This window comes from Pseudomonas sp. R15(2017) (assembly GCF_002112685.1).
Taxonomy (GTDB): domain Bacteria; phylum Pseudomonadota; class Gammaproteobacteria; order Pseudomonadales; family Pseudomonadaceae; genus Aquipseudomonas; species Aquipseudomonas glycinae.
In genome coordinates, this window is record NZ_NEII01000014.1 from 147,717 (window position 1) to 164,194 (window position 16,478).

Here is a 16,478-nt window from a genome sequence, read left to right on the forward strand (position 1 = left end):
TCGCGGGCAAGCCCGCTCCCACAGGTTTATCGGTGGACCGAAATCTTGGGACCGCCTCGATACCTGTGGGAGCTGGCTTGCCAGCGATTAGCCGTTACGCGGTGTCAGACCTTGTTGCGCTCGATGGCAAAACCGGCCCAGGTCTGGCTCACCGGCATCAGCTCCAGGCTGTTGATGTTGATGTGCGCCGGCGCGTTCAGCACCCAGAAGATGGTCTCGGCGATGTCCTGCGGCTGGATCGGCTCGGCACCGGCGTAAGTCGCGTCGTAACGCGCCTGATCGCCGGCGAAACGCACCAGCGAGAACTCGCTCTCGCACAGGCCCGGCTCGATGTTGCTGACGCGCACGCCAGTTCCCTGCAGGTCGCAGCGCAGGTTCAGCGAGAACTGTTTGACGAACGCCTTGGTCGCGCCGTAAACGTGGCTGCCCGGGTACGGATAGTTACCGGCGATGGAACCGAGGTTGATGATACCGGCGCCGCGACCGTGGGCGATCAGGCGCGGCAGCAACAGGCGAGTGCTATACATCAGGCCTTTGACGTTGGTGTCGACCATGGTGTCCCAATCGTCGAGGTCGCACTTCGGTGCAGGGTCAACGCCCAGCGCCAGCCCGGCGTTGTTGATCAGGCCACGCAGTTTGGCGAACGATGGCGGCAGATTGGCAATCGCCTCTTCCATCGCCTTGCGATCACGCACGTCCAGCACCAGACCATGCACTTCGGTCTGCTTCGACAGCTCGGCGCACAGTGCGTTGAGGCGGTCGCCACGACGACCGGTCAGCACCAGTTTCCAACCGGCCTCGGCAAAACGACGGGCACAGGCTTCACCAAAACCGGAGGTCGCGCCGGTGATAAACAGGGTGTTGGACATCGTGTTCTCCTTGCTTCGGCCGCCGGGGCAGCCCTTGGAATAGAAAATCAGCGGGCAGCATGCCCGGCCCCGCTTTAACCGGCAACCACCGGATCCTGTTCATTAATTGATCAATCTCCGCTAGGCCATACGCGCTGAGGCCTGTAGCCATATGCACGCACGTTATCCACAAGCCCTTCCACAGTTTCCGGGGGCAAGTGGTTAAGCGCAAAGCCGCGCCACACAAGGCTTTGCGGGCGATTTGCAAAGTTTTTTGCTTGACCCTGAACAACCAGTTGTGCCGGGCAGGGCATTTTGCACGACCGGCCGGTCATGGCCATGATTGCGCGAGGCCAGCAATTACGGCCCTTAGCCGAGTCTTTCCAGAGTTTAATCACAGACTTATCCACAGGATTGACCACAGCCATCCGCGCGGTTTTGCGCCCCCATAAAAAGGTTGACAAACAGGCCTTCCCCTCAGCAAAAACACACTGATCAAAAAACAACCACAGCGCTGTAAGCCACGGTTTAAAAGGCTTTCAGCCAGCTACACCCACGTTATTCACAGCCAGCTCCACAGCAAACGGGGACAAGTCAAAACTGTGGAAAAACAGCCATTTGCAGCGTCTATATGTCGCGCTTTGGCAGGTTGAGAATTTTGTTTTCCACAATTTCCCGAAAGTCCTGGTTTTCAGTGACCGAGCAGAAGCAAAAAAGCCCCGGCACTCACGCATCGGGGCTTGTGGACAACTTCAAACGATCAGTGACCGCCGAGGTAAGCGTTACGCACCTCCTCGTTCACCAGCAGTTCCTGGCCGGTGCCCGTCAGGCGGATCTCGCCGTTGACCATCACGTACGCCCGGTCGGACAGTTTCAACGCATGGTTGGCATTCTGCTCGACGAGGAAAATGGTCATGCCGGTTTTCGCCAGTTCCCGCAGGGTGGCGAAGATCTGTTTCACCACGATCGGCGCCAGACCCAGACTCGGTTCGTCCAACAGCAACAGCTTGGGCCGGCTCATGAGCGCCCGGGCGATGGCGAGCATCTGCTGCTCGCCCCCGGACATGGTCATGGCCCGCTGATTACGGCGCTCTTCGAGCCGCGGGAACAGCTCGAACATGCGCTGCATGTCTTCCTTGGCGTACTTGTCGCCGATCGGAATGGTGCCCATCAGCAGGTTTTCCTCGACGGTCATGTCGGGGAACACCCGCCGCCCTTCCGGCGACTGCGCGATGCCGTTAGAGGCGATGTAGTGCGATGACTTGTGGGTAATGTCCACGCCTTGATAGAGAATCTGCCCGCCCGCCGCCCGTGGCTGGCCGAAGATCGACATCAACAGGGTGGATTTGCCGGCACCGTTGGAGCCGATCAGGCTGACGGTTTCTCCTTCGTTGATCTGCAGCGAAACGCCTTTGAGGGCCTGGATCGGGCCGTAGAACACGTCCAGATCCTTGAGTTCGAGGATGGGTTGCGTCATACGACTTCCTCTTCGTCGGCGCCCAGATAAGCAGCGATCACTTTCGGATCGTTACGGATGGCATCCGGTCCGCCCTCGGCGATGACGATGCCGTGGTCCAGCACCACGATGTGATCGGAAATGCTCATTACCATGCCCATGTCGTGTTCGATCAGCACCACGGTCAGATCGTGCTCGTCGCGCAGCAGCCGGATCATCGCGCTCAGCGCTTCGGTTTCCTGAGGGTTGAGGCCGGCGGCCGGTTCGTCGAGGCAGATGATCTGCGGCCGCGTGCACATGGCCCGGGCGATTTCCAGACGGCGCTGTTGGCCGTAGGACAGTTCACCGGCCAGACGGTTGGCGCAGTCCACCAGATCCACCACTTCCAGCCAGTAGAACGCGCAGTCCAGCGCGTCGCTTTCAGCCTTGCGGTAACCCTTGGTGTTAAGGATGCCGGCCAGCATGTTGCGGTTGACCCACATGTGCTGGGCCACCAGCAGGTTTTCCAGCACCGACATTTCCTTGAACAGGCGAATGTTCTGGAACGTCCGGGCCAGGCCTGCGCGGTTCACCAGGTGGGTGCCGCCGAACATCTTGTAGTACATACGACTGAGGAACGACTTCGGCGAAACGAAATCGGTCGGTTTGAACGACTCGCCGAGCAACTGGATGACGTTGGTCTGCTTGCCGCGCACGTTGAGCTCGATCTTGCCGCCGGAGGCCTTGTAGAACCCGGTCAGGCAGTTGAACACCGTGGTCTTGCCGGCGCCGTTGGGGCCGATCAGGGCGAAGATCGAGTTGCGCTTGACCTTCAGGCTGACATCGCTCAAAGCCTTGATGCCACCGAAGTGCATCATCAGTTTTTCAACAGAGAGTACGACTTCACTCATGGCGCAGTCCTCTCATAGTGAATGGCACCTTTGCGTGGAGTGACCCCGGTACGGCTGATGCGGATCAGCCCGCGAGGTCGCCAGATCATCATCAACACCATCAGGATGCCGAACAGCAACACGCGGTATTCGGCGAAGCCGCGCAGCAGTTCCGGGGCGACGGTCAGCACGAACGCTGCGATCACCACACCGATGGTCGAGCCCATACCGCCGAGAACGACGATGGCGAGGATCAGCGCCGATTCGAAGAAGGTGAACGAGGTCGGGTTGACGAAGCCTTGATAGGTGGCGAAGAACACACCCGCCAGACCCGCCGTTGACGCACCGATGGTGAACGCCGAGAGCTTGACCAGCACGTGGTTGAGGCCCATCGAGCGGCAGGCGATCTCGTCTTCACGCAGGGCTTCCCAGGCGCGGCCGACCGGCATCTTCACCAGACGATGCTTGATGTACAGCACGGCGAGCACCACCAGGAACAGCACCGCATAAATGAAGTAGTACTTCACATCCGGGTTGTAGGCGATGCCGAAGAACTCGTGGAACGGCACCCCGCCATCCTTCGCCCGCTTGCCGAATTCCAGACCGAAGAAGGTCGGCAGTGGCGCCGGCATGCCATTCGGGCCGCCGGTCAGGGACAGCCAGTTGTTGAGCACCAGACGAATGATCTCACCGAAGCCCAGGGTCACGATCGCCAGGTAGTCGCCGTGCAGGCGCAGCACCGGGAAACCGAGGATGCAACCGGCAAGGCCGGCGGTGATCGCCGCCAGCGGCAGCACGGTCCAGAAGCCCAGCCCGAGGTACTGATACCCGAGCGCCAGACCGTAGGCACCGATGGCGTAGAACGCCACGTAACCCAGGTCGAGCAGGCCGGCCAGACCCACCACGATGTTCAGTCCCAGCCCCAGCAGCACGTAGATCAGTCCGAGGATGACCACACCCAGCAGGTAGGAGTTGGAGAAGAACGGCAACGCTACGGCGATGGCGATCATCAGCGGGATGATCCAGCGCAGGCGCGATTTGTAGTCCGGGGGCAACACATGCACGCCGGAACCGGTGCTCTCGAATCCGTCGAGAATGCGCAGGCCTTTGGGGGTTTGCAGGAACAGGCTGAGGGCAAACCGGCCGGCCATGACGATGGCAATGATCCATGCCACGCGGGTCGGTTCAAGGTTGAAGCTGTAGCCGTCGAGTACCACGCCGACAATCGGCCCGAACACGATCAGGGCGATCAGTCCGGCGAGAATCGCCTCAACCAGGCTTTTTTTGACATCAATGGATTTTGTAGTGGTTGAAGACATCGCTTACACCTTCGACACAAGAGGACGGCCCAGCAGGCCCTGAGGCCGGAAGACCAGAACAAGTACGAGCAGCGAGAAGCTGAACACGTCTTTGTAGTCGGAGTTGACCAGGCCCGAGAACAGCGACTCGGAGATCCCGAGGATGATCCCGCCGAGCATGGCGCCAGGCAGCGAACCGATCCCGCCCAGTACCGCCGCAGTAAATGCCTTGATGCCGATGATGAAGCCGGCATAGAAGTCAAAGGTGCCGTAGTTCATGGTGATCAGCACGCCGGCCAACGCCGCCATGGCTGCACCGATGATGAACACATAGGAAATCACCCGGTCGGTGTTGATGCCGAGGATCGAAGCCATTTTGCGGTCTTGCTGGGTCGCACGGCACATGCGCCCGAGCTTGGTGTACTTGATGACATAGGTCAGCAGGCCCATGCCGACGAATGCGGCCACCAGGATGAAGACTTTGGTGTAGGTCAGCTGCACGAAGCCGGTACCGACTTCGACACGCCATGCACCGGTCAGCAGCGTGGGTACGCCCTGTTGTTTGGCGCCTTGGGCGATCTGTGCGTAGTTTTGCAGAATCAGGGAGATGCCGATGGCGCTGATCAACGGTGCCAGTCGGGTGGAGTTGCGCAGGGGCTTGTAAGCGACTCGCTCGATGACCCAGCCATACACCGCCGTGATCACGATGGTGAATACCAGGGTGCCGAGCATCAGCAGCGGGAAGGATTCAATACCGAAGTAAGCCAGCAGAGCCAGACTGATTGCCGCCAGGTAAGCAGAAATCATGTAAACCTCGCCGTGGGCGAAGTTGATCATGCCGATGATGCCGTAGACCATTGTGTAGCCGATGGCGATCAGGCCATAGACCGACCCGAGGGTCAGGCCGTTGACCAGTTGCTGCAGGAAAATACCATCCATAACGCAATCTCACGCAGTGAGAACCTGCACACCCTGAGGCGCGCGGTTCTTCTAGGAAAAATACAGATTTACGTCGGAGCAATGTCAGACAGGAAACCGCAGCCCCCTTGTGGGAGCTGGCTTGCCAGCGATAGCGGTAGAACATTCAACAAAGTTGTCGACTGTCAGGCCGTCATCGCGGGCAAGCCCGCTCCCACAGGGAATGTGGCGTCCGGTTGATCAGGTGCCGTTATTTCTGTTTTTCCAGCTGGTGATATTTGCCGTCCTTGTCCCACTGGTAGACCACGTAGTCGGAGACCTTCAGGTCGCCTTTGGAATCCCAGGTCTTCTCGCCCATGACGGTCTTGACCGGGTTCTTCTTCAGCCAGGCAGCGGCCTCCTCGCCCTTGTTCGACTTGGCGCCGTTGAAGGCGGCGGCCAGGGCCTGAACCGATGCATAGGCGTACAGGGTGTAGCCTTCAGGCTCGGTGCCAGCCTTGCGGAATGCATCTACCACGGTCTTGCTGTCTGGCAGCAGGCGTGGGTCGGCACCGAAGGTCATCAGCACGCCGTCGACGAATTGCGGGCCACCGGCGGTGGTCACCAGTTCGTCGGTCACGATACCGTCATCGGACATGAACTTGACGTCTTTCAGGCCTTGTTCACGCAGTTGGCGAACCAGCGGGCCGGCTTCCGGGTGCAGGCCACCGAAGTAGACGACATCGGCACCGGCGCCACGGATCTTGGTGACGATTGTGCTGAAGTCTTTCTCGCCACGGGTCAGGCCTTCGTACAGCACCGGCTTAACGCCGCGTTTTTCCAGTTGTGCCTTGGTCGCATCGGCCAGGCCCTGACCGTAGGTGTCCTTGTCGTGCAGCACGACGACTTTCTTGCCCTTGAGCACGTCGACGATGTAATCGCCGGCAACGATGCCCTGCTGGTCGTCACGGCCGCACATACGGAACATGGCGCTCAGGCCGCGCTCGGTCACTTGCGGATTGGTGGAACCCGGGGTGATGGCGATGATGCCGGCTTCGTCGTAGATCTCCGACGCAGGAATGGTCGAGGACGAGCAGAAGTGGCCGACCACACCGGCGACTTTCTGGTTGGTGAGGTCCTTGGCGACCGTCACCGCCTGTTTCGGCTCGCAAGCGTCATCGCCCTTGACCAGGACGATTTTCTCCCCGTTGACGCCGCCCGCCGCGTTGACCGCGTCGGCCGCCGCTTGTGCCCCTTTCATGTATTGCTCGCCAAATGCCGCGTTGGCGCCCGTCATCGGACCCGCCACACCGATTTTCACATCAGCTTGTGCAAACGCAGAAACACCCAGCGCAGTAGCCACTGCGAGGGCCAGAAAGCCTTTCTTGTAAAACGTCTGGGACATGAGGTGGTGCTCCAAGGTTTTTTTTAGTTGGCACTGCGACTTCACTTGAATGCTCAGAGCAAGGGCCGTGCCATCGGTTTTTTATTCTTCAAAAAGTCGCTGCTTTCTTGTTATTTCGACTGTTTCGTTCCCATTTTCATTGGGCGTGCAACCGTCTAAACCGCGGAAGGTGAAACCAATTATTTTTTCAGGCGCAACCCGCACGCGCCATCATTGCAACCGCGGCGCCAAACGACGTGCAACCAGCCTGTAACAGCCCGCGTCACCGAACTGCACACTGCTGGTGCGGGACTGCTACAACCCGCACCATTACAGGCTAGTCGCTACATCGAAAAGCGCCGCTTCCGGCAACATATTTCAACACTCAGATGACGATCCGCAGGCACTGGCCCGCGTGATACAGCGAGAACCCGGCCTCGTACAGACAACTGCGCAAGCCCACCCCCGCCAGCGGCTGCATCGGGGCGAAGGGAATCGGCAATGCCTGAGGATTTCCGTTACACAGGTAATCGGCGAAGGCCTTGCCGACCACAGTGCCGGTTGTCACGCCCCGACCGTTGTAACCGGTGACGGCCACCAGTCCCGGCGCGGGCTCGAACAGGCGCATCAAATGATCGGGAGTGAACGCGATGCGCCCGGTCCAGGTGCATTCCCATTCCACAGGCTTGAGATTGGGGAAGTAATGCTGCTGCACCCGGTCGGCCCAGGCCTTGAGGAACCAGGTCGGTTTCTGATTGCCGTTGCCGAGGCTGCCCAGCAACAGACGCCCGTCCTTGTCGCGGCGGATGCTGCTCAGCACCTGGCGGGTATCCCAAGAGCCCTGCCCGCCCGGGAGGATTTCCTGAGCGGCGTCTTCGGTGAGCGGCACCGAAGCGACCTGATAGTAGTAACCGGGGAAGAAATTGCGCTTGAGTTCGGTCCAGTCGCCTTCGGTGTAGGCGTTGGAAGCGATAACCACCTGTTCGGCGAGCACCGAACCCTTCTCGGTCTGCACCGACCATTTCGGCCCCTGGCGTTCAAGACGCGCGACCGGCGAGTGATCGAACATCTGCCCGCCAAGGCTCATTACAGCGTTGGCCAGCCCGGTGACATACGCCATCGGATTGAGCGTACCGGCGCGCCGGTCGAGCAATGCGGCGGCAATCTTCTGTGTACCGGTCGCTTGTTCACAGGCCTTGCCGGTCAGCAGTTCGACCGGTGCACCGCGGCGTTTCCACTGTTCTTCGCGACTGCGCAGATCCGCCTCACCCTTGGCGTTGTGCGCCATGTGCAGGGTGCCTTCGCGGCGCAACTGGCAATCGATGCTGTATTTATCCACAAGGCTGAACACCAGCGCCGGCGCCGCACCGAGCATGCGGTTGAGCTGGCTGCCGACCGCCTCGCCGAAGCCGGCTTCGATCTCGTCCGGCGGAATCCACATCCCGGCGTTGACCAGCCCGACGTTGCGCCCGGAGCCACCATGCCCGGCGCGATGGGCTTCGAGCACGCAGACACTTTTGCCTTTCTCCAGCAGATGCAGCGCCGCCGACAACCCGGTGAACCCGGCGCCGATCACGCAGACATCGACTTTGACCTCGCCCCTGAGCGCCGTGTTATCCGGGCGTTGCGGCGTGAGTTTTTCCCACAGACATTCTTCGCGTAACGGCATTGCCAGACTCCAACAGAAACCTGCCAAACACACCTAAATGATCGTTCCCATGCTCTGCGTGGGAACGCAGTCAGGGACGCTCTGCGTCCCGAAAGCGAACGCGGAGCGTTCGGTGCAGCATTCCCACGCAGAGCGTGGGAACGATCAATAGCTTTGAGAAAACTGTCAGTCGAAGGTAATGCCCTGCGCCAGCGGCAATTCCAGCGAGTAGTTCACGGTATTGGTCTGCCGACGCATATACGCGCGCCATGCATCCGAGCCCGACTCACGACCGCCACCGGTTTCTTTCTCGCCACCGAACGCGCCGCCGATCTCCGCACCGCTCGGGCCGATGTTGACGTTGGCGATGCCGCAGTCACTGCCGACCGCCGACATGAATTTCTCGGCCTCGCGCACATCGGTGGTGAAGATGCACGACGACAACCCTTGCGGCACGGCATTGTTCAGGCGCAGCGCCTCTTCGAAATCGCTGTAACCGACCACGTACAGGATCGGGGCGAAGGTCTCGCTGCACACCACGTCGCTCTGCTCCGGCATTTCAACGATGGCCGGCGACACGTAGTAGGCGTTAGGGAATTGATCTTCCAGTTGGCGCTTGCCGCCGAACACCCGACCGCCCTCGCTCAGCGCCTGCTCCAGCGCGTCCTGCATGTTTTCGAAGCTGTGTTTGTCGATCAGCGGGCCGATCAGGTTGCCCTCCAGTGGGTGACCGATACGGACTTTGGAGTACGCAGCTTTCAGGCGGGTGACGATTTCTTCTTTCACCGATTCATGGGCGATCAGGCGACGCAAGGTGGTGCAACGCTGGCCGGCGGTGCCGACGGCGCTGAACAGAATGGCGCGCACGGCCATGTCCAGATCGGCGCTCGGGCCGAGGATCATCGCGTTGTTGCCGCCCAGTTCGAGGATGCTGCGGGCGAAGCGTGCGGCGACTTTCGGCGCCACTTCGCGGCCCATGCGGGTGCTGCCGGTGGCACTGATCAGCGCGACACGCGGGTCATCGACCAGCGCTTCGCCGGCATCACGACCACCGATGATCACCTGGCTCAGGTGCGCCGGGGCATCGCTGAAATTCTTCAGTACGCGTTCGAACAGCGCCTGACAGGCCAGCGCGGTCAGCGGGGTTTTCTCCGACGGCTTCCACACCACCGGGTTGCCGCAGACCAGCGCCAGCGTGGTGTTCCACGCCCATACCGCGACCGGGAAGTTGAACGCACTGATCACGCCGACCACGCCCAGCGGGTGCCAGGTTTCACGCATGTGGTGGCCCGGGCGCTCGGAGGCGATGGTCAAACCGTACAGCTGGCGAGACAGACCGACGGCGAAGTCGCAGATATCGATCATCTCCTGCACTTCACCAAGGCCTTCCTGGGTGATCTTGCCCGCTTCCCAGGACACCAGTTCGCCGAGTTCGGTCTTGTATTCACGCAGCACTTCGCCGAACTGACGCACCAACTCGCCGCGACGCGGGGCCGGCACCTTGCGCCAATGTTCGAACGCATGATCTGCGCGACTGATGTGCTGCTCGACTTCGGCCGGGCCTTCCCAGTTCACGGCGCCGATACGGCTGCCGTCGATGGGCGAATGCACCGGCACTTTGCCGTTCTGGTACAGGGCCGGGTTCACACCTAGACGATCAAGCAATGCGGCAACCATGGGTCACTCCTCAAGCAAAAAACTGAATGTGTGCGGGCGCGTTTTCACGACCGGGCAGACCTTTAGTTGTAGCGTCAGGAAGGCTGGGCAACAAACGACCTTTACGCGAGATATCATTCCGTTTATTCATGCTGCGCAGAAAGACAAGAAAAGGATCGCCCATGCTGAACAAACGCCACTTGCCGTCGATCACCGCGTTGCAGTGCTTCGAGGCCGTGACCCGGCACCTGAGTTTTACCCGGGCCGCCGAGGAACTGAACCTGACCCAGAGCGCCGTCAGCAAGCAGGTGGCGCAGCTTGAAGAATTGCTGCAGCACTTGTTGTTCCGCCGGGTGCGCCGCCGTTTGCAGATGACCCCGGCCGGCGATCTGTACCTGGTGGAAGTCAGAAAAATCCTGACCCAGGTCGAGATGTCGACCCATTACCTGCGTTCCTACGGCGGCGAGACCGAAGTCCTGCGCGTCTCCACGCCCTCGACCTTCGGCGCCCGCTGGCTGGTGCCGCGCCTCAAGGGCTGGCGTCTGCGTCATCCATCGATCCATCTGGACTTGTGCAACGAGCAGGAGGCCGATGACCTGCTGCAAGGGCGCAGCGACCTGGCGTTCTATTTCGGCCAGGGCTCACGCCCCGGCACCGAATGCCTGAAGCTGTTCGGCGAAGAACTGGTGCCGGTCTGCGCGCCGAGCAGCCTGCCGGAGACTCCGTTGACTGATCCAACGCAACTCACCGATCTGGTCCTGCTGCAGAATGCTTCGCGCCCGCAAGCGTGGCACGACTGGTTCGACAGCCAGGGCTACCAGACCGAACACAGCTACCACGGCCCGCGCTTCGAAACCTTTTATATGTGCATCCGCGCCGCCCAGGTCGGCTGCGGCGTCGCCCTGCTGCCGAGGTTTCTGGTGGAAGAGGAATTGGCCGACGGCAAACTGGTCATTCCCTGGCAGCATGCAATGCCCAGCACCGATGCGTATTACCTGGCTTATCCGGAACACGCGGCGGAAGTGCCCAAGGTGCGGGATTTCGTGAAGTGGATGCTGGAGCAGATCGACAGTCCGGTTTGAAGTTGTATTCAGTCCCTGTGGAAGCGGCGGTGCGGCGGTCCGACTTGCCCGCGAAGACGGCATCACATGCAACATTGATGTTGATCCTGCCGACGCTTTCGCGGGCAAGCCCGCTCCCACAGGGATCTGTGGCGGTCAAAAAATCGCTGGCAATCCCCACCCCGGATATGCGCCACTAGCGCCATTGATTGATACCGCGCCAGAGCGCGGCCCGCCTGGAGACCCCGTTATGAGCGAGAGTGTGTTTGCCGATCGCATCGTGCAGAACCTGCTCGACACCGACTTCTACAAACTGACGATGATGCAGGCGGTGCTGCACAACTACCCCAACGTCGAAGTCGAATGGGAGTTTCGTTGCCGTAACAGTGAAGATCTGCGCCCGTATCTGGCGGAGATCCGCTTCCAGGTCGAGCGTCTGGCCGAGTTGAGCCTGAGCGCCGATCAGTTGAGTTTCCTGGAGCGCATCAGCTTCCTCAAGCCTGACTTCCTGCGTTTCCTCGGCCTGTTCCGCTTCAACCTGCGCTACCTGCACACCGGTATCGAGAACGGCGAGTTGTTCATCCGCCTGCGCGGGCCGTGGCTGCATGTGATTCTGTTCGAAGTGCCGCTGCTGGCGATCGTCAGCGAAGTGCGCAACCGCTATCGCTACCGTGAAACGGTGCTGGAACAGGCCCGCGAACAGCTGTATCGCAAGTTCGACTGGTTGACCGCCAACGCCTCGGCCGAAGAGTTGTCGCAGTTGCAGGTCGCCGACTTCGGCACACGTCGCCGGTTTTCCTACCGCGTGCAGGAAGAAGTGGTAAACGTGCTCAAACACGATTTCCCCGGACGCTTCGTCGGCACCAGCAACGTGCATCTGTCCCGCGAACTGGACATGAAACCGCTGGGCACCATGGCCCACGAGTGGATCATGGCCCACCAGCAACTCGGCCCGCGATTGATCGACAGCCAGATCGCCGCCCTCGATTGCTGGGTTCGCGAGTACCGCGGCCTGCTGGGGATCGCCCTCACAGACTGCATCACTACCGATGCCTTCCTCGGCGATTTCGATCTGTTCTTCGCCAAGCTGTTCGACGGTCTGCGCCACGATTCCGGGGACCCGGTGCTGTGGGGCGAAAAATGCATCGCCCACTATCACAAGCTCGGCATCGACCCGATGAGCAAGACGTTGGTGTTCTCCGACAGCCTGACCCTGCCCAAGTCGCTGGAGATCTTCCGTGCGTTGCGCGGCCGGATCAATGTCAGCTTCGGCATCGGCACCAACCTGACCTGTGACATTCCGGGTGTCGAACCGATGAGCATCGTGCTTAAAATGACCGCCTGCAACGGCCAACCGGTGGCAAAGATCTCCGACGAGCCGGGCAAGACCCACTGCAAAGACCCGAATTTCGTCGCCTATTTGCGACACGTTTTCCAGGTTCCTGCCGTTTCCAGCCTTTCCAGCAAGGAGTGAATTCATGCAAGCCGTACAGCGTGAGATTGCTGAACAGCTCAACGTTCAGCCGCCGTTCGCCGATGACCAGGCCCTCGAAGCGGAAGTCGCCCGCCGCATCAGCTTCATCCAGGATTGCCTGACCAGTTCCGGACTCAAGACCCTGGTGCTGGGTATCAGCGGCGGGGTCGATTCCCTGACCGCCGGCCTTCTGGCCCAGCGTGCGATGCGCGAGTTGCGCGAGCGCACTGGTGACGAGGCCTACAAGTTCATCGCCGTGCGCCTGCCGTATGACGTGCAGTTCGATGAACACGACGCCCAGGCCTCGGTGGACTTCATCGCCCCGGACGAACGCCACACCGTCAACATCGGCCCGGCGGTCAAATCCCTGGCCAGCGAAGTCGCAGCCTTCGAAGGCAAGCACGCGGTGTCGGTGGATTTCGTGCTCGGCAACACCAAGGCGCGGATGCGCATGGTCGCCCAGTACACCATCGCCGGCGCGGCCCATGGCCTGGTGATCGGCACCGACCATGCGGCGGAAGCGGTGATGGGTTTCTTCACCAAGTTCGGTGACGGCGCCTGCGATCTGGCACCACTGAGCGGCCTGGTGAAGAACCAGGTCCGCGCCATCGCCCGCAGCTTCGGCGCACCGGAATCGCTGGTGGAAAAAGTGCCGACGGCGGATCTGGAAGACCTGTCGCCGGGCAAGCCGGACGAGGCGTCCCACGGCGTGACCTACGCCGAGATCGACGCCTTCCTGCACGGCGAGCCGGTGCGTCAGGAAGCGTTCGACATCATCGTCAACACGTACAAGAAGACTCATCACAAACGCGTGATGCCGTTTGCGCCGTGATCGGTGAGTGAATGAAAAAGCCCGCTGAGGCGTGATCCTCAGCGGGCTTTTCTTTGAACAGGATTCAATGGCAAATTTAACGGGCTTTTGCCGGAACCACCCTGAATGCCCAAGGGGACGAGATTCCACCACCAGCAGTTATCGTTCTAATGGTGTGAACCTTTTCAGCCAGATTCGAAATCTTAGCCGTGTAGATTCCATTCGAGTCGGCCGTGAATGAAGACAGGTCCTTTTCGTAGTCGACTACTTTTCCTTTTTCACCTGGGTTTGCCGTACCGACAACCGTTAACGATGTATCAGTCGTCTGCTCGTGGTTATGAATCAACTGCCCGCTCTCTCCCCAAAGAAACTGAATAGTTGGCGTCACGCTGTTCACGATCACAACGATCCAGGGTCTGGACTCAACACCATCGCTTCCTACCACTGTGAAGTGATGCACCCCTACCGACAGTCCGTTCAACAAAGCGCTCCAGTGCGCATTTGCATCAATGTTCAGTGTGGCTACCAGAATTCCGTTATCCAGAAGACTGACTGTTGTATTTGCCTCTCCCTCGCCTACAAAGCTCATATCGACAAACGTAGTGCTTCCACCATCTTCGATGACGCCTCCGTCGGGATCGTTTATCCACAAAATTGCGGCGTGCGGGCGCAGTACCATATGAACGATGTATGGATCAGACACCTGCCCGTCAGTGGTTTCCACGGTGTAGGAATGCGGCCCGTTTACCTGATCTTTAATGATCAAACTGAAGTGGCGATTGTGATCAACATTTACCGGGAAATGCTTTGGGACACCGTTGTCGAAAAGCTGCGCCTTTTGATTGGGAGCAGCGGAACCAACAATAGACAAATCTGGATTTGTGCTTACCCCGCCATTTTCGATGGATTCACCACTGCCATTGGTAAATGTCTCAATGACGGTTCCGCTCGTCACATTACTTCTGTTCGGATCCTGAACCAACGTACGCTGCTGGGGCAATTTCTCTTGATCGGTCATACGAAAACTCCTTTTTCGGAATGGATGCGCACAGTCATCTGAGCGCCCCCTCATTCGAGGCGTCTTCGAAATTCGCGTCTACTGTCAGAAATTACAGGTTCGAGGGTAATTCAGACCAACGGCCATGATCAGAAAAATGAGGTAGTAGGTGCAGATTTGATCAGCAGAAAAAACGCCGCTGCAATCACTTGCAGCGGCGCCTTTCGCGTTATCCGTGAACCGAATTACTTCAGGGTCACGGTGCCTTTCATCATCGAGATGTGGCCCGGGAACGAGCAGAAGAAGCCGTACTTCTCGTCAGCCTTGAGCTTGGACACGTCGATGGTCAACGAGTCGGTTTCCTTGGCGCCGATGATCTTGGTGTGAGCGATAACGCGCTCATCACCGTCCTTCAGGTAGTTCTTGTCGATGCCGGCGGCCAGGCCGTCGGTAGCGATCGGCTGCATGTCGGCTTCTTTACTGATCACCAGGTTGTGGCCCATGACGTTCTTCGGCAGGCTGCCGGAGTGGGTCAGTTCGACGGTGAAGGTCTTGCAGCTCTTGTCGATTTCGATGGCCTTGGTGTTGAAGGACATCTGGTCGGTGGAATCAACGGTGGTTTTGCACTCGGCAGCCATCAATTGGCTGCTGGCCAGCGCCAGCAGGGATACCGCAACAACTTTGGAAAACATGGTGAATCTCCAAGGCAGGGTTAACAAAAACACGAATGGTTGGAAGACTGCCTGAAATCTTCGCAAGTTCCTATGACTTGAGTCAAAAATTGTATACAACTTTCAGGCTATGACACTCATCGAAACAATCTAACAGCCAGACGTTTGGCCGGGCCGTATCTTCAGGGCTCAACGTTCATCTGGAGCATCCGTCATGTCCTTCAATAGCCTGTTGTGCAGTCTGCTCGCCGCCTACGCCTGTGGTGCGAGCGGCACCTGTGAAACCCCGAAACGCGAAGTCTAGTCCTTGGATCGAGACCCGCCAGCCTTTACCCTGTGCGACTGATCGACACAGGAGCAAGGCATGTCTCTCACATCCGTTTGTGTATTTTGCGGTGCCAACGCCGGCACCACTCCGGCGTACACCGAAGCGGCCATCGCCCTCGGTACCGCCATTGCCGAGCGTAAGCTGACGCTGGTTTACGGCGGCGGGGCTGTCGGCCTGATGGGGATTGTCGCCGACGCTGCGCTGGCGGCCGGTGGCGAAGTGATCGGCATCATCCCGCAGAGCCTGATGGACAAGGAAATCGGTCACAAGAGCCTGACCCGCCTGGAAGTGGTCGACGGCATGCACGCGCGCAAAGCGCGGATGGCCGAACTCAGCGATGCGTTCATCGCCCTGCCCGGTGGCCTCGGCACCCTGGAAGAGCTGTTCGAAGTGTGGACCTGGGGCCAGCTCGGCTACCACGGCAAGCCGCTCGGCCTGCTGGAAGTGAACGGTTTCTACAGCAAACTCACTGCATTTCTCGATCACATCGTCGGCGAAGGCTTCGTTCGCGCGCCACACCGTGACATGCTGCAAGTGAGCGAATCGCCGCAAACGCTGCTCGAAGCCCTCGATCAATGGCAGCCGACCGTCACGCCAAAGTGGGTCGACCAGAAACCCGGTTAACCCCCGGGCACCGATACAGGGCAGAATACGCGCCGCTCAACCTCACCTTCGACCCCAGAGGATCGCCCATGGCCAAACCCAATTACTCCTTCGCCAAACGTCAACGTGACCTGGCCAAGGAACAGAAGAAAGAGGAAAAGCTTCAGCGCAAGAAACAGATGGCTGAAGAAGCGGCACTGAATCCTGACGGTGAAGTGGCGACCGATGATGATGTTGAGGCACCGAAAGACCAGGCACCCGACGCCTGAGCAAATTGCTGAAACCTAGAACACAATCCCTGTGGGAGCGGGCTTGCTCGCGAAAGCGTCGTGACATTCACTATGGATGTGACTGAAAAATTGCTTTCGCGAGCAAGCCCGCTTGTATGTTTAGACTTGAAGGGGTGGGCGGGACTAAAAGCTCGATTCCGACTCTAGCCAGTACGGACCGTGGGAGACTTCTCGTCCCGCCCTTTCT

At 59.5% G+C, this 16,478-nt stretch carries 15 protein-coding genes; 5 read left to right on the forward strand and 10 right to left on the reverse strand.

Annotation, left to right across the window (positions count from 1 at the left end):
- Positions 1-104: 104 nt before the first annotated feature.
- The 8 genes from CAF77_RS25405 to CAF77_RS25445 all read right to left on the reverse strand — a co-directional run bounded on the left by CAF77_RS25405 (position 105) and on the right by CAF77_RS25445 (position 10,077).
- Complete coding sequence (locus CAF77_RS25405) at positions 105-869, reverse strand: SDR family oxidoreductase (RefSeq protein ID WP_064379121.1); 765 nt, start codon at positions 867-869, stop codon at positions 105-107.
- A gap of 739 nt (positions 870-1,608) precedes the next feature.
- The gene (locus CAF77_RS25415; RefSeq protein WP_011332208.1) at positions 1,609-2,325 is read right to left on the reverse strand and encodes an ABC transporter ATP-binding protein; all 717 of its coding nucleotides are present in this window, start codon (positions 2,323-2,325) and stop codon (positions 1,609-1,611) included.
- Positions 2,322-3,194, reverse strand: a complete 873-nt coding sequence (locus CAF77_RS25420; protein ID WP_064379120.1) for an ABC transporter ATP-binding protein — start codon at positions 3,192-3,194, stop codon at positions 2,322-2,324. The genes CAF77_RS25415 and CAF77_RS25420 overlap by 4 nt, the downstream gene beginning before the upstream one ends.
- Positions 3,191-4,492, reverse strand: coding sequence for a high-affinity branched-chain amino acid ABC transporter permease LivM (gene livM, locus CAF77_RS25425; RefSeq protein ID WP_011332207.1), 1,302 nt, complete (start codon positions 4,490-4,492; stop codon positions 3,191-3,193). The genes CAF77_RS25420 and livM overlap by 4 nt, the downstream gene beginning before the upstream one ends.
- A 3-nt stretch (positions 4,493-4,495) precedes the next feature.
- Positions 4,496-5,410 carry a branched-chain amino acid ABC transporter permease gene (locus tag CAF77_RS25430; RefSeq protein WP_039766704.1) on the reverse strand — a complete coding sequence of 305 codons (915 nt, stop codon included), beginning with the start codon at positions 5,408-5,410 and terminating at the stop codon, positions 4,496-4,498.
- Positions 5,411-5,639: 229 nt separating this feature from the next.
- The gene (locus CAF77_RS25435) at positions 5,640-6,773 is read right to left on the reverse strand and encodes an ABC transporter substrate-binding protein (RefSeq protein WP_011332206.1); all 1,134 of its coding nucleotides are present in this window, start codon (positions 6,771-6,773) and stop codon (positions 5,640-5,642) included.
- A gap of 364 nt (positions 6,774-7,137) precedes the next feature.
- A complete protein-coding gene (locus CAF77_RS25440; protein ID WP_064379118.1) occupies positions 7,138-8,421 on the reverse strand; it encodes an FAD-binding oxidoreductase in 1,284 nt (427 codons plus the stop codon).
- Positions 8,422-8,586: 165 nt separating this feature from the next.
- Complete coding sequence (locus CAF77_RS25445; RefSeq protein ID WP_064379117.1) at positions 8,587-10,077, reverse strand: aldehyde dehydrogenase family protein; 1,491 nt, start codon at positions 10,075-10,077, stop codon at positions 8,587-8,589.
- A gap of 161 nt (positions 10,078-10,238) precedes the next feature.
- Between CAF77_RS25445 and CAF77_RS25450 the strand changes: the two genes are divergently transcribed.
- The 3 genes from CAF77_RS25450 (at position 10,239) to nadE (ending at position 13,423) form a co-directional block, all read left to right on the forward strand.
- Entirely contained in the window at positions 10,239-11,138 is a 900-nt protein-coding gene (locus CAF77_RS25450) for a LysR family transcriptional regulator (RefSeq protein ID WP_064379116.1), read from the forward strand.
- A gap of 229 nt (positions 11,139-11,367) precedes the next feature.
- Positions 11,368-12,591: a nicotinate phosphoribosyltransferase gene (gene pncB / locus CAF77_RS25455; RefSeq protein WP_011332202.1), complete on the forward strand. Its 1,224-nt coding sequence runs from the start codon at positions 11,368-11,370 to the stop codon at positions 12,589-12,591.
- A 4-nt stretch (positions 12,592-12,595) separates the two neighbouring features.
- Positions 12,596-13,423 carry an ammonia-dependent NAD(+) synthetase gene (gene nadE / locus CAF77_RS25460; RefSeq protein WP_064379115.1) on the forward strand — a complete coding sequence of 276 codons (828 nt, stop codon included), beginning with the start codon at positions 12,596-12,598 and terminating at the stop codon, positions 13,421-13,423.
- A gap of 76 nt (positions 13,424-13,499) precedes the next feature.
- On the opposite strand, the gene CAF77_RS25465 is transcribed toward nadE, so the two are convergent.
- Complete coding sequence (locus tag CAF77_RS25465) at positions 13,500-14,420, reverse strand: hypothetical protein (RefSeq protein ID WP_064379114.1); 921 nt, start codon at positions 14,418-14,420, stop codon at positions 13,500-13,502.
- 224 nt (positions 14,421-14,644) lie between these two features.
- Positions 14,645-15,091: an azurin gene (gene azu / locus CAF77_RS25470; protein WP_007950684.1), complete on the reverse strand. Its 447-nt coding sequence runs from the start codon at positions 15,089-15,091 to the stop codon at positions 14,645-14,647.
- A gap of 343 nt (positions 15,092-15,434) precedes the next feature.
- Here azu and CAF77_RS25475 point away from each other — a divergent pair, with 343 nt between their 5' ends.
- On the forward strand, positions 15,435-16,022 hold the full coding sequence (locus CAF77_RS25475) for a TIGR00730 family Rossman fold protein (protein WP_064379113.1): 588 nt from the start codon (positions 15,435-15,437) through the stop codon (positions 16,020-16,022).
- Between the two features lie 68 nt (positions 16,023-16,090).
- A complete protein-coding gene (locus CAF77_RS25480; protein ID WP_007950694.1) occupies positions 16,091-16,270 on the forward strand; it encodes a hypothetical protein in 180 nt (59 codons plus the stop codon).
- Positions 16,271-16,478 lie beyond the last annotated feature (208 nt).